12 protein-coding genes are annotated in these 14,827 nt (G+C 36.5%); 4 read left to right on the top strand and 8 right to left on the bottom strand.

From position 1 onward, the window contains the following. Positions 1-135: 135 nt before the first annotated feature. Both ACHABW_RS10765 and ilvA read right to left on the bottom strand, forming a co-directional pair. Positions 136-1,014, bottom strand: coding sequence for a CvfB family protein (locus tag ACHABW_RS10765; protein WP_435755304.1), 879 nt, complete (start codon positions 1,012-1,014; stop codon positions 136-138). Positions 1,015-1,286: 272 nt separating this feature from the next. Then, a complete protein-coding gene (gene ilvA / locus ACHABW_RS10760) occupies positions 1,287-2,549 on the bottom strand; it encodes a threonine ammonia-lyase IlvA (protein WP_110936060.1) in 1,263 nt (420 codons plus the stop codon). 219 nt (positions 2,550-2,768) lie between these two features. Between ilvA and ACHABW_RS10755 the strand changes: the two genes are divergently transcribed. Continuing rightward, complete coding sequence (locus tag ACHABW_RS10755; RefSeq protein ID WP_435755303.1) at positions 2,769-3,425, top strand: MtnX-like HAD-IB family phosphatase; 657 nt, start codon at positions 2,769-2,771, stop codon at positions 3,423-3,425. Positions 3,426-3,533: 108 nt separating this feature from the next. On the opposite strand, the gene ACHABW_RS10750 is transcribed toward ACHABW_RS10755, so the two are convergent. The 4 genes from ACHABW_RS10750 to ACHABW_RS10735 form a co-directional block, all read right to left on the bottom strand. Then, positions 3,534-4,244, bottom strand: a complete 711-nt coding sequence (locus tag ACHABW_RS10750; RefSeq protein ID WP_435755302.1) for an exonuclease domain-containing protein — start codon at positions 4,242-4,244, stop codon at positions 3,534-3,536. Beyond that, positions 4,241-5,242, bottom strand: a complete 1,002-nt coding sequence (locus ACHABW_RS10745) for a DUF294 nucleotidyltransferase-like domain-containing protein (protein ID WP_435755301.1) — start codon at positions 5,240-5,242, stop codon at positions 4,241-4,243. The genes ACHABW_RS10750 and ACHABW_RS10745 overlap by 4 nt, the downstream gene beginning before the upstream one ends. 2 nt (positions 5,243-5,244) lie before the next feature. Further along, entirely contained in the window at positions 5,245-6,516 is a 1,272-nt protein-coding gene (locus ACHABW_RS10740) for an ammonium transporter (RefSeq protein ID WP_435755300.1), read from the bottom strand. A 207-nt stretch (positions 6,517-6,723) separates the two neighbouring features. Continuing rightward, positions 6,724-7,668: a DMT family transporter gene (locus ACHABW_RS10735; RefSeq protein WP_435755299.1), complete on the bottom strand. Its 945-nt coding sequence runs from the start codon at positions 7,666-7,668 to the stop codon at positions 6,724-6,726. A 188-nt stretch (positions 7,669-7,856) separates the two neighbouring features. Here ACHABW_RS10735 and ACHABW_RS10730 point away from each other — a divergent pair, with 188 nt between their 5' ends. Continuing rightward, on the top strand, positions 7,857-8,930 hold the full coding sequence (locus ACHABW_RS10730) for an acyltransferase family protein (protein WP_435755298.1): 1,074 nt from the start codon (positions 7,857-7,859) through the stop codon (positions 8,928-8,930). Between the two features lie 160 nt (positions 8,931-9,090). Here the strand turns inward: ACHABW_RS10730 and ACHABW_RS10725 are convergent, their stop codons facing one another. After that, positions 9,091-10,098 (bottom strand): serine hydrolase domain-containing protein, encoded by a 1,008-nt coding sequence (locus tag ACHABW_RS10725; RefSeq protein WP_435755297.1) that lies wholly within the window; start codon positions 10,096-10,098, stop codon positions 9,091-9,093. Positions 10,099-10,687: 589 nt separating this feature from the next. Between ACHABW_RS10725 and proB the strand changes: the two genes are divergently transcribed. Beyond that, positions 10,688-11,779 carry a glutamate 5-kinase gene (proB, locus tag ACHABW_RS10720; protein WP_435755296.1) on the top strand — a complete coding sequence of 364 codons (1,092 nt, stop codon included), beginning with the start codon at positions 10,688-10,690 and terminating at the stop codon, positions 11,777-11,779. A gap of 108 nt (positions 11,780-11,887) precedes the next feature. Here the strand turns inward: proB and ACHABW_RS10715 are convergent, their stop codons facing one another. Next, positions 11,888-12,532 (bottom strand): hypothetical protein, encoded by a 645-nt coding sequence (locus ACHABW_RS10715; RefSeq protein WP_435755295.1) that lies wholly within the window; start codon positions 12,530-12,532, stop codon positions 11,888-11,890. Positions 12,533-12,724: 192 nt separating this feature from the next. Between ACHABW_RS10715 and typA the strand changes: the two genes are divergently transcribed. Next, the gene (gene typA / locus ACHABW_RS10710; protein WP_110936052.1) at positions 12,725-14,566 is read left to right on the top strand and encodes a translational GTPase TypA; all 1,842 of its coding nucleotides are present in this window, start codon (positions 12,725-12,727) and stop codon (positions 14,564-14,566) included. Positions 14,567-14,827: the final 261 nt, after the last annotated feature.

The following is a 14,827-nucleotide window of genomic DNA, read 5'->3' as shown; positions in this document are numbered from 1 at the left end:
ATATCCTCATTTAAATGCCTATAAGAATTTATCTATGGATAAAATTTAGACCAATCTGGACTTTTTAGTGTTGAATAAAAAAGAACAGACAAAAGGTGATAAGCAATGCCTACCACCACGGAACCAAAAGAGAAATTAAGACTCTTCGGTCTTTTCATTCTCGATAAGAAATGTTGAACCTTCTTTTTGTTGAACTAAATTTTCTTTTAGCAATTTACCCATTGCACGTTTGAAACCAGCCTTACTCATTTGGAATGTTTCCCGAATGTCGTCCGGTTTAGCCCGATCTGTAAATGGCATTTCGCCACCATTAGCTTTTAAATATTCTACTATTTGTTCAGCATCTTTATCGCGGCTTTCCAGAATAAGAGGACGCAGTGAAATATTAAGGGTACCATCTTCTTTTACAGCAATAATTCTACCCTTAACCCACTCCCCTAACCTTGGTTCCTGCTTTCTTTCATCTTGATGAATAAATCCGCGGAAACCTTCTTCTGTAATGAGAAAGGAACCGATTTTAGAGGCACGATAAATATGTCCGCTCGTTGTATGGTTTAATAAATCCTTAGGTGCTTGATCTCTTTCCTGATCAATAATATCTTCTGTCACAGGTTTTGCGACTAACTTTTCTCTCCGGTCATGATCCAAACGAACAAACAAGTTATCGCCTCTTTTTGGCCAGACCTCGCGTAATAAAGGAAGGTCATCTTTAGACACCAAGACATCCTTTGGGAGACCAATGTGAACAAAGACACCAAGTTCTTCTACGACATCGACTACTTTTGCCCAATCATACGTGTACAAAGAAACCTTGGGAATGTTCGTAGAAGCCACTAGTTGACCCTTTTTATCTTCATAGAGAAATACTTCCACTTCTTGACCTTGCGATAATTCTTCTTTTGTCTCGTTAGTATGTAATAAAATTTCCTGATTATTTAATTTTAAAACATAACCAGTTTCAATTTTCCGTGCTACTATCGTGGTCTCTATAAGACCTGGTTTTAACTTATCCATTTAAACGCCTCTTTCATATTTCATTACTTTGATTTCTATTATAACTAATTAAAGCTTGAGATGAAAATATTCAGTCATATTATCTCAATTAGAACATAAAAAAAACGCAAAGCGTATTTTATTAAATACGGCGTTAGCTTTCGCCACCATCATTTAAGCATCATGGGTAGGGTTCCCTAGATGCGTGTGGCGTAAAGATAGCTGTCAGCTTATAAATTCTCTTATCTCGTATAAAAAAACTGGCAAAAGCTGAGCTTTCACCAGTATTGATTTTAAATGAGCAGATTAAATAAATCTTGATCCTTATTAATTTCAACGTAAGAGAACCCTTTTTTATCCATGCGGTCAATGAGTGGATGATAATCTTCTTTTACTTTCAATTCAATACCAACAAGGACAGGTCCTTTGTCTCTATTATTTTTCTTTGTATATTCGAAACGAGTGATATCATCTGTTTCACCTAGTACCTCGGTTAAAAATTCTCGCAATGCTCCAGCTCTTTGAGGGAAATTCACGATAAAATAATGTTTTATTCCATTATAAATTAGTGAACGCTCTTTTACTTCTTGCATGCGGTCAATATCATTATTTCCGCCACTTACAATACAAACGATGTTTTTTCCTTTGATTTCATCTTTATATTGATCTAATGCTGCAATAGATAATGCACCTGCCGGTTCGGCAACAATAGCATTTTCATTATACAAATCAAGCATGGTTGAACAAACTTTCCCCTCTGGAACAACTACAACGTTATCGACGACTTCCTTTGCAATTTCAAAAGTAAGATTTCCGACTTTTTTAACGGCAGCTCCATCTACAAACTTATCGATCTTATCCAACGTAACGACTTCTCCTTTTTGAAGAGAAGCTTCCATGCCGGGAGCCCCCGCAGGTTCCACGCCAATAACGTGTGTGGATGGACTGATGTTCTTGAAATAAGAACCAACGCCAGATATGAGTCCCCCACCTCCAATACTCATGAACACATGAGAAACTGGAACTTCAAGGTCTTCCAGTATTTCCATACCGACTGTTCCCTGGCCAGCAATTGTACGGTAGTCATCAAACGGATGAATAAATGTCATCTTATGATCCTCGCCAAACTTCTTGGCTTCAAGGAAGGAATCATCAAATGTGTCACCAGTTAAAACAACATCAACAAAAGGTTCGCCGAAAAATTCTACTCGTGAAACTTTTTGTCGCGGAGTTGTACTTGGCATAAAGATTTTCCCTTTCACACCAAGGGCTTTGCAAGAGTAAGCTACGCCTTGAGCATGATTACCAGCACTGGCGCAAACTACCCCATTTTCCAGTTCTTCTTTTTTTAAACTTTGCATCAAGTTATAAGCGCCACGAAGTTTAAATGATCTGACTACTTGAAGGTCTTCTCGTTTTAAATATACATTCGCTTGATATCGCTCAGAAAGGATAGGATCCAGCTGTAGTGGTGTTTTAACCACAATATCTTTTAACATTTGGTGCGCGATCAAGATGTCTTTTACTTGAACGGAGTTAGTCATTGTCTTTACCATCACCAGAACCCTTCTTCCTACAGAATATTAAGACTTATCTTAACACAATCTTGAGTTTGTGAAAACATTGAACTACTTATAATGATTAATATTATCAGATTATTTATACAAAACCATTTATTGAAGGTTTTTACTATTTAATTGAGAGTACATAGATTAGTTTGATAATGATATGATAAGGGAATAGAAGATACATTGTATCATTGGGGGTATGTATGAATGGTGAAATGGGCGTTTATTTCGGATTTTGACGGAACAATTTCTAAAAAAGAATTCTACTGGATACTGATAGATACATATTTTCCAGAAGGGAAACAATTGTATCACCGTTGGAAAAACGGTGAATTAACAGATATCGAATTTATAAAAAAGGTATTTGGTTCTATTGATCAGTCTGAAGACATTATTAAGAAGCAAATTCAAGAGATGCCTCTAGATGAACATGCTATTCCTTTTATTCACAAAGTATTAGAAAATGACGGAGATTTTTACATTCTTAGTCCAGGTACCGACTATTATATTCAACAAATCCTAGCTAAGAACAACCTTTCTAACATTAATGTTTTTTCTAACAAAGGATTTTTTAAAGATAAAAATATTCATTTGGAAATAGATCGTAACGCATGGAACTACTCGGAACATTGTGGTGTTGATATGGAAGTGACATTTAAAAAACTTAAAGAACCTTATGATTACGTATTTTATTATGGTGATAGCGAGCTCGATGCGCTACCTGCCAAATATGCGGATCAAACGTTTGCGAAAAATTTATTAATTAATGCGTTAATAGACAACAAACAACCTTTTATTCCTGTTCGGGATTTCAAAGACGTACAGACGTTCCTCACAGAAGAAGGATGGATCATGAAAGGATAGGTATATCAAATTTAAATATAGTAAAGTAAGAGGGATCAGCAGAATTTAATTAGATTCTGCTGATCCCTCTTTTAATATTAATTTAATCGGACTTCTTCCCCTTATATCCTATCTAGTTCTGGCAATATAAGCGTATACGTCGCGTAAACATGTATAACCCTGCTCTTTAACTATTTGAATGCAGTTGGACCAAAGTTCAGCAGTCATTTTTGCATCTTGTAATGCATGATGTCTGTTGGATGTGTCAATGTCAAAAAATGAACAGCATTCTTCTAATACATTAATATAACGAAGTTCCGGGATCAATGCTGTTAAAAATGATGTATCCAATATTCTGTGGTCAAAACTTGTCTTATATAGCTGCCAGGCTAGATCTTGCATAAAATCAATTTCATGTTTCGCGTGATGGGCAACAAGTGGTGCATTGCCGATGTATTTCAAAAAATCATGTAGCACATTCTCTTGGGAAGGTGCATCAATTAAGTCTTCTAGTGTAATCCCAGTCAGTTCTGTTATTGTGTCAGAAGGAGCTTGGTCATGTTTAATAAAAGAGTAAAAGGTTTCCTCCTCTAGAACAGTGCTGCCTTTGATTTTAATTGCACCTATTGACAAGATACGATCCCCTTTTTTAGGACTAAAACCTGTCGTTTCAATATCAAAAACAACCATCGTTAGATCTTCAAAAGGCGTTCGCAAATAATCATTTTGTTTTAAATCTTTTTGTAACCTTCTCATATAGGCAATCTTTGCTGGATCGCGCTCGTGAGAAGGTGATCCCTTGCCTGACAATTGACGGACCCACTGCAACATTGGATTCATGATTTTTCACTCTCTTTGCTGTTTCTCTTAATGATTTTTGTCGCTTCTCTCATCAAAGAAGATCCATCCTTTATCCATGATTTTAAAGCCTGATATTCTTTTTTTGACAAGGAATTCATAGGAATGAAATGAACACTTTCATAATTCTCTACATCTTGATTTACTTTTAACCTTAAATCTAGTGCTTCAGAAAAAGGTTTTTTAAAGGCTTTGATCGTCGTATAATTGTCAGGAAGATAATCAAATCTCTCTAATGTAGGTGCCTCTTGGATCTTTTCTAGGAACGTTAATAACCGAATCGCATTAATATATGGAAATAAAACTACTTCCTTTACATCTAGTTTTCCTTTATTTTCTCCTTTTGTTTCCGGTAAAAGTTGGCCGAATAAGCCAATGCCTTTTTTTATATATTGAACGTTGTCAGCTAGTCTACTTAATATATCCGGATTCTCTTTCATTTTTTCGAACCCTTTATTCTTGATCTCCGTTAAAAGAGACTTTTCTCCAACTAATGCTCTTGAATCATAAAAGATGGATGCATTTCGTAATGATTCCCAGCCTCTGTCTTCCAGCCAACCAAGTAGTTGGCTCTCCCAAATATTGTTAGACTTGCACCATCTTGGATTATTAGCCATCACTTTACCTTCACATAGCTCGTAACCGCAAATTTTCATACCTTTTACAATCTCTTCTCCTAATTTTAAAAAGTAGTCCGCATGCTCTTTATTACCGTCAAAGATAATCCCATGATCCTGGTCACTCCAAATTGCTTGTTCTTGTCTTCCACCACTTCCCATTAATATAAACGTAAAAGGAGCGGGAGGAATCCCCCACTCACTTTCTACGATATTTTGTGATAATGAAATAATTTCTTTCATAAGTTCATCATGAAATTGGTTCAAGTTTGCGTGATCAGACTTTTTTTCCTGGATCACTTCATTTCTCCAAGCTCTTAAATCCTCATAAGTAGCCGTTGGAAGATGATTTTTTTTTATCACAATTAAGCACCTGTCTTTTTATTATGAGTTGGAGTAATATTTTCCGGGTAACCGTAACTACCGTGTTCACTCATATCTAAACCAATAATTTCTTCTTCTTCAGTAACTCGAATTCCACCCGGAATAACTTTATCCATTACTTTCAAGATAACAAAAGCTACCACAAAAGCATAGAGCCCTGAAGATACGACACCAGTTAACTGAACACCTAACTGAGTAAGACCGCCACCGTAGAATAATCCAGGAAGTCCACCGTTCATCGCTGCGAGTCCTGGAGTTGCGAAGAACCCTGTGGACAGCGTTCCCCAAATACCAGCAATACCGTGAACAGATAATGCGAAGATTGGATCATCAATTTTTGCTCGGTCGAAAAATACCATACTAAAGTGAACGATCAATCCAGCAATAATACCAATTACAACCGCAGCCCAAGTAGCTACAAATGCTGTTGAAGCTGTAATTGCAACAAGTCCGGCTAAAGCACCGTTAAGCATAGTAGGTACATCCGCTTTTCCAGTCATCGCAGTCACAATAAACATTGCGGAAATAGCACCGGCAGCAGCGGCAAGTTGTGTAGTTAATGATACATAACCGAAGAATGCACCCTCAACACCGAATGTACTACCACCATTAAATCCAAACCAACCTACCCATAGAAGTAAAACACCTAATGCAGTATAAACTTGGTTATGTCCTGCTAAATTATTTGAAGTGCCGTCTTTGTTAAATTTACCGATACGAGGTCCGAGTACAATTGTGGCAGCAAGTGCAGCTGCAGCACCAGTTAAGTGAACTACCGTTGAACCGGCAAAATCTTGTTTTCCTAGCTCGGATAACCAACCGCCACCCCAAATCCAGTGTGCTACAATAGGATAGATAAATGCTGAAAACAGAATTGCGAAAATAATGTAAGCAGATAGTTTTGCTCTTTCAGCAAATCCACCGAATGCAACCGTTAATGCGATTGCTGCGAAAGCAAGTTGGAAAATGAAATCAACAGATCCTACAAGACCTTCACTTTCACTGTAATCTCCGAAAAAGAAGTTAGATAAGCCGATAAATGCATTTCCTTCTCCATATATGAATCCGTACCCAACAGCCCAAAAGACGATGGAAGCAATACCAACAGTGAATATTGTTTTCCCGGCAATATGACCTGCGTTTTTCATTCTCGTTGAACCTGCTTCAAGGAGAATGAAACCACCTTGCATTAATAAAACTAAAATAAAGCCAAGCATTACCCACACGTTATTCATTAAAGAAATCTCGTCCATCTTACGTCACTCTCCTCGAATAATTTTATCTCAGTTGAAAGTATGTGTTAGCAAATGTTCCAACTGGTGTTAATTATCAGTATATTCGTCAGAAAATTTACAAACAACAAAAATGTTAGATTATCTAACGCGATAATTACAGGAAGCGTTTTCATTGTTTTAGTGTGAGTAAAGAACTAAAAAAAACAAACTAAGCAAAGATTATGCTTAGTCATAATAGGTATTTTCAACCGGATTAGCTCGGGTTTTTTTTCTCTTTCTGTCAATCCAGATCTGTTCAATATAACCTGTGCCTAACAGAACTCCACAAACAATAAACAGGAATCCAATCAATTGAGATAAATAGATCGGTTCTCCTAACAGAAAAAATGAACCTATTAGTGCGAATAGAGGAATAAAATTGTTAAAGACAGCTGTTTGACCTGCCCCTATTTTTTGGATAGCGGCATTGTACATAATGTGACCAAGTCCCGTTGCAATAACTGCAGATGAGAAAAAAACAATCCAAACGGTTTGATTAGTACTAGACATCTTTCCAAGGCTTCCAGGTTCAAAAAAGAAACTAAGCAGAAATAACCCCGCTGACCCGATTAAAAGCATGATGCCAGTCAATTGCCGGGAGGATAGCATTTTAGTTGCCACTTTAATAATGATAAAAGATATTACTTGGGAAACCATGGCAATAAATACATACATGTCACCTTGAGAAATTCCAGCAACTCCTTCTGCCGGATTTAAGACGACGAAGGTTACTCCAGTAAAACCTGATAAGATACCGGTAAAACGTAATTTTGTAAGTCGATCGCCGAGAAAAATCATAGCAAAAATAGCTGTAGTTAAAGGGATCAGTCCTAAAATTAATGATGCATTTGAGGCAGTAGTTTCTACTAACCCGATGGCTGACATGGAATGATGGCCAATTTGACCAAAAAAAGCGGCTAAAGCCGTAAGTCCCCATTCTTTTTTTGTAAGCTTTCTTAAATCTTTTAAAAAATACAGGATACTGATTGCGCATAACCCGGCAATCCCTATACGAAGTGATTGCATCATCACAGGTGGAAAGTGTTCTACTAAGTATTTTACGGCGACGACATTTAGTCCCCAAATCATCATTACAAGTATTAAAAGTCCATATGTACCCGTTTGCTTCAATTTTTAACCCTCTCTCATTAGAATGATGAAAAAATCATAACATATATAATATAACGGGAATATGTTTCTCAGTAACTCTCGAATATATGAGACAATCATGGTAGAATCTAGCCTTGGTTTGAAAAGTTAACAAAAGGGAAAAAAGTAATGTTCGTAAATATGATATGACTGTATTGGTGGGGAATCAAATGAAAAGTCAAGGGATGATTAAGGAGATTTTCGTATTAAGAAGTATTGGTTGTTTAAGTATTGTGTTTCTTCATAGTGTACACGCTGCTTTAATGACTGTTCCGATAAGAGAAATGGGTGAACTTGAGGCGATCACTTTTGATTCCATTCAAATGCTTCTATATTATGGTACACCGATGTTTATATTCATTTCTGAATTTTTGATTTCCTACTCTTATCGAAATAGAGACGTTCCTCCAGGTTTTCTCAAAAAAAGATTGCGCTTTATTTTAATTCCATATTTTGTTATGGCTGTTTTTTACTCTCTGCCGTTTATTATGCAAGGTTGGGAGTCCTGGAGTTTAAAATTAGTAATGAACATTTTTATTGGAGATTACCACGGTTACTTTATTTTGATTATCTTTCAATTTTACTTATTCCACTTGTATTTTTACCGGTACTTAAAGGCGTGGTCTCCAAAAATAGTACTTCCAATTGCACTTATTATCAATGCAACTTATTTGATGATATTTAATTTCACTCTTCCCCCAGTGAGTCTTCCGTTTTCGACTTACATTTGGGAAAGATTTTATTGGATTCCTTTATTCGGCTGGATATTTTATTTTGCGTTAGGTTTTTATGCAGGACTTTATTATGAATTATTTATCAAAGCTCTAAAAAAGTGGCGCTATATTATCATCATTGGTCCCGTTCTTTCCAGTATTATGTTACTTTATTTTTATCACTCTGGATTTCTGTCCGTTCACAGCTCTAAAAGGACTGACATCCTAATTCATACCACGATGTTAAGTATGTTCTTATTTTATATTACAACTAGATTCAACAGACCATCTCCATTTCTGGTTTTTATAAGTCAATATTCTTTTGGAATATATTTATTGCATTATTTTTTTATATTTCTTGGAGACGCTATTTTCCGATTGTACCCTATTGATATAGGATTTAGTTATATACTCGTACTATTTGTATTCAGCATAGGGTGTTCGATCGCAAGTATATACTTCTTAAATAAATGGAAATACGGACATTTAGTGATTGGGAAAATTGGAGTTGGCTATGTGCCGCCAAAATAACTTTTTCCCTTGTTACTTAAATGATTGTTCAAAAAAGAAACACCAACCTTTCTAAAAGGTTGGTGTTTTAATAACTTTTTCAGTACTTTTTGATGCAATAAGCGAAACTTCCACAGTTTTTTGGCCTAACAGGAGAACTGTTTTCCTAATAGGCACGCTTTTATTCAGCTCTTTTTGCATCTAAAATCAGCTGCAGTAATTGAAGTCTCTGAAGATCATTCACACTGCTTCTGGTTAATTTAAATGAAACTCGGTTGGAATCAACTCGATTGACAAAAACAAGATCTAGCTCAGGGATTATATCAATAGATTGTCCATATCTACCGACAGCGGAATACATCTTTAAATCACTGAAAGGGGCTTCTGTTGCGACCCACCATAAATAACCGTAATCAAAAATTGTGTTTGATGGTACATCTGTCTGTGCGGAAGTGCTTTTCTTTATCCATTCTTTCGGAACAATTTGTTCTCCGTTCCATTCCCCTTCTTGTAAATATAGCTGACCAAACCGGGCCATATCACGAGCTGACATACGGAATAAATAGGATGGGTGTTGTGATCTTGTGTTCTCATATTTATAATTTGTATGACTTAATTCAAAATCTTCCATTTCTAGTGGTTTGGCTATTTTTTCAGCAAAATCTTCGAATAAATCTCTTCCCGTTTGGTCATTATATATGGTGCCTAGAGCATTGAAATCCCAGTTATTATAGTAATAGAAATCGCCGGGCAAATGACTTCCTCTGCTTGGTCTGGCGATTCGCATCCCCCAAGACTCTTCCCCTGCAGGTAAATAAATCCCGGAAGTAGATGTCAATAAGTGTGATAGCATTGCTTGTTTCTCCAAAAAACTCAATGGTGGTTTATCATCGATTTGATAATCCTCTAAAGTGTTATTTAAGATAAGAGTCCCTTTATTTTCTTCTATGCCAATTAAAGCACTAAGAAACCCTTTTCTAACAGAATGGGCATTAGTACTTTTAGCAACACCCCCCCACGAAAACAAAATTTTCCCTTTGTATATCACCATGGCAGCCGTTGAATTAATAGACTCATAGTACTTTCTTGCCTCATTAAGAGCATCTGGGTTAAATCCAGCTTCATCGACACTGTCGTGACTCTCCCAGGTAGTTTCCTGAGCCGATTCCATCGAATAATAGATATACATGAATAATCCCACCAGTATGATGATTATTATAATTAATATTGCAATGACTTTATTAAACACACAGATCATCCTTTAAACATCAATAGCATTAATATATCATTTTATACCCCTGTCTTCCATGTTGCTAACTTTGATGAAAATTAAGTAAGCCTTATCGATATCGTTGATCAGTTTTTCTAAAATGATAATATCACGTTATTCAAAAATATATAAGCAATGATGGTTATGGACAAAACAATTACTTGAGCCAATTCTGGAGAGTTCGTTTCACACGGTGACATAAAAAATGAAAGACTTGACTTCTTATATAGGTTATCAGATAATTATAAAAACTTTATTTTGTAATTAAAACTAGCAGAGATAGGAATTCTTTGGCTGAAAAATTCCTTTAGCAATTAACATCGAAGCTGCTCATATTCAGCGAACTACGTTTTACTCTCGTTAAGAGTAATCCAAGTGGACACATTAGTGTCAATAAAGGTGGTACCGCGGAATCAGAATGCTTTCGTCCTTGTTTAAGGACGAGGGTGTTTTTTTAGTGAGAATATTTCAATGTACACTATATTAAAGAGAAGGTGGATTATTTTCAATGGCAATAAAAAGGATCGTAATTAAAATTGGAAGTAGCTCCCTTACTGAAAAGGACGGGCAGTTAGCAAATGATAAAGTGTCCGACCATGCAGACGCTATCGCCAGTATTATGTTGGCAGGTTTTGAAGTAGTATTGATATCTTCCGGTGCAGTAGCAGCAGGCGTAAAACAATTAGGGCTTTCTACTCGCCCCGTCACTACGTCAGGTAAACAAGCCGCCGCCGCTGTTGGGCAGCATTTATTAATGCAAAAATACGGGGAGTCATTTAAAAAACACCAAATCAATACTGCTCAGCTTCTCCTGACTAGAAATGATTTTTACAAAGAGGAACAATATCAAAATGCTTATAACACGCTGGATGAACTATTGAAGCGAAGAGTTTTACCAATTATTAATGAAAATGATTCTACTGCGATCGAGGAATTGACATTTGGTGATAATGACATGCTGTCAGCTTTGGTAAGTGGTTTTCTACATGCTGATCAACTCATTATTCTTACTGATATAGACGGGATATACCAGGAAAATCCTTTGAAGAACCCTAGTGCAATGAAGTACAATCATTTAAATGGTGTGAGTGAAGAGCTTCTAGCTCAAGCGGAGGATACTTCTTCTAAAGTGGGAACTGGTGGAATGAAATCCAAACTTCAAGCGGCGCGTACAGCTCTATCAATGGGAGTAAATGTATTTATAGGGACAAGATCATCCACTGATTCGATCGAAGAAATTCTCGCGGGAAACGGAAATGGAACCTATCTCACCCCCACTGCAAAAAAAATAATGAAGACGAAAAAACAGTGGATTGCCTATCACTCTTCAACAAATGGGAAACTCATCATTGATGAAGGTGCAGCACAGGCTATTTTAAAAGAAGGTAAAAGTTTATTACCTGTTGGAATTACAAGTATTCAAGGAGAATTTAATATAGGTGATGTGGTCCAGGTTTGTGCGTCTTCAGGGGTATTGTTAGGTAAAGGGAAAGTGACTTACTCCTCCGATCAACTTCGGTCAATTATTTCAATAGGAAATAAGCAGTCTATAAATGGGAAAAAGGAAGCGATTCACCGCGATCAATGGATAATAGTATAAGTTGGTAAAAGGGTTAAGCCTAAGCTTGAATGAGGTAATTACAATGGATTAATTAAGTCCATTTAATCCCGGTTAAATTTTTTGATTGCTTTATTGCTAGTATTTTAGTTATAGATATCTCCTCTCCTTTACTCTTTTTGAATGGATGTTAATAATGGAAGCACCGGATTTTGGGAGCATCATTTTATCAAAAATACCCGTTAACGCGTTAGTATGAACTTTAAGCCAAGATTGACACGTTTTATGATAAAATAAGCGATCGAAGGAACCTTGCCAATAAGACTTATTCATTTCGGAAACGACATACTCACAGGCCCTGTTTAGAAGAGTCAGTGATACGGATTGTTCATTATTTCCATTTGATCGAACAATTCTCTGGTATGTTTTAAAAAAAAGATGTTTAAAATAATCATAACTAATTACTTGTTCCCAATTAGGATTATTGATTTGCTTTTGTCTAGGAGTATAACAGTCTAATTCAGTGTCTAGGTTAACACCCCAATGTTCCATATTCGTATTGGTCCTTAAAAAAACATTAATCTGGCTGATCAGATCTTTAATTTCTTTAGGTGTTTCCCGAAGTTGATCTTCATAGATAAAGTATGTTTGTTTCAAGTTCGTTAGCGTGATTATATCTTGTAGATTCAGGATGGTTCCTTTTATTAAAAGGGGTTGATAAAGGTTATCTTTAATATCATGTTCTGTTTTCATCCCAATTGACAAATCATGGACAGATATTAATGATTTATTCATTTTAAACTTCCCCCCTCTTTAGCATTATTATATTATTTAGAATACCCCTATATGATTAAGTGAAACTATAGATATGAGTTAATATGTAGTGGGCAATTTTGGATTTCAAAGAAAATAATGATTTATTGAAGTATTTGTGCTATGATTATATAGTTGAAGTACTTTTATTAAAAGACAGGAGCGTTTTAAGTTATGAAGAAACGATTAGACATAAGAAATATTGCAATTATCGCCCACGTTGACCACGGAAAGACAACGTTGGTAGATGAATTGTTGAAGCAGTCAGGTACATTTCGAGAAAATGAACAGGTAAATGAACGTGCGATGGACAATAATGACATTGAGAAAGAGCGTGGTATTACGATCCTCGCTAAGAACACAGCAGTAAATTATGAAGATAAAAGAATTAACATCATGGACACACCAGGTCATGCTGACTTCGGAGGCGAAGTAGAGCGTATCCTTAAAATGGTCGATGGTGTCCTACTTGTAGTAGATGCATATGAAGGTTGTATGCCTCAAACACGATTTGTATTAAAGAAGGCGTTAGAGCAAAAATTAACGCCGGTAGTTGTTGTAAATAAAATTGACCGCCCTGCAGCTCGTCCTGAAGAGGTAGTTGATGAGGTACTAGATCTATTTATTGAATTAGGTGCAGATGAACAGCAACTGGACTTCCCTGTTGTTTATGCATCAGCTATTAATGGTACTGCCAGTGAAACTCCAGATCAGACTGATGGTACTATGAAAGTAATTTTTGACACTATTATTGAGTCTGTTCCTGCTCCAATTGACAATTCTGAGGAGCCTTTCCAGTTTCAAGTAACCATGTTGGATTATAACGACTATTTAGGTCGTATTGGTATTGGACGTGTGTTTAGAGGAACGATCCGTAAAGGCGATCAGGCTGCAGTTATCCATAGAGATGGTTCTGTGAAAAAATTCCGTGTATCTAAACTATTTGGTTATTTAGGTCTTAAGCGCTTGGAGATTGAAGAAGCAAAAGCTGGGGATCTCATTGCCATTGCCGGGATTGAAGATATCAACGTTGGAGAAACAATCTGTCCGGTCGACAACATAGACCCGATGGAATTGGTTCGTATTGATGAACCTACACTACAAATGACTTTCCTAGTAAACAACAGTCCCTTTGCAGGTCGTGAAGGTCAATATGTTACAAGTCGTAAAATTGAAGCTCGCTTAATGACACAAGTCGAAAGTGATGTTAGTCTGCGAGTAGAAAATACTAGTTCACCTGATGTTTGGACAGTTTCCGGACGCGGTGAATTACATTTGTCTATTTTAATTGAAAACCTTCGTCGTGAAGGGTTTGAACTACAAGTATCCAAGCCGGAAGTAATTATCCGCGAAGTTGATGGTAAGGCGTGTGAACCTTATGAGGCGACACAAATCGACGTACCTGAAGAATATACTGGTGCTGTTATGGAATCATTAGGTGCTCGTAAAGGTGAAATGCTAAATATGGTAAACAAAGGTGAAGGCCAAGTACGACTCGATTTTCTCATCCCTTCCCGAGGACTAATTGGTTACACTACAGAATTCATGGCACAAACAAAAGGGTATGGTATCATCAATCATACATTTGACAGCTACCAACCTGTTGCGACAGGCTATGTTGGTGGACGTCGTCAAGGCGCGCTAGTCTCGATGGAAAACGGTAAAACAACTCCATACGGAATGATGGGTGTGGAAGATCGTGGGATGCTATTCTTAGAGCCTGGTGTAGAAATATATGAGGGTATGATTGTTGGAGAACACAATCGTGACAGCGATCTAACTGTTAATATTACAAAAATGAAGCAACAAACAAATGTTCGGTCTGCTAACAAAGACTTTACAGTTACAATGAAGAAGCCGAAAATACTATCACTAGAAGAAGCATTAGAGTTCTTAAATGACGATGAATATTGTGAAGTTACTCCTGAATCGATCCGATTACGTAAAAAAGTATTAGATAAAAGTAGTCGTGAGCGAGATGAAAAACGTAAGAAACTAACTGTTAAAACTAATTAATCGTCAAAAACACCGGTATAACAAGGATCTCAACTACTATAGTTGAGATCCTTTTCTTTTCCCCCACTATGCCAAGGTTTATGGAAGATTATTTTTCAAAACTGGTGCTATCGATACGATATGGAAGAAATAAATAAGAAGAACGGTCTAAGCGGCACTAAGGTATACAGGTCCATATATTTAAGGTCTCATGCTGTTTAAAGCTATTTGATTAATTGGAGAAAAGTTCCTAGTATTAGTAATGTTGATTGAATAAATTCG

This window comes from Salipaludibacillus sp. CF4.18 (assembly GCF_051262595.1).
GTDB lineage: Bacteria > Bacillota > Bacilli > Bacillales > Salisediminibacteriaceae > Salipaludibacillus > Salipaludibacillus neizhouensis.
Note: the sequence above shows the minus strand (reverse complement) of the source record. Positions and strands in the feature narration are given on the sequence as shown.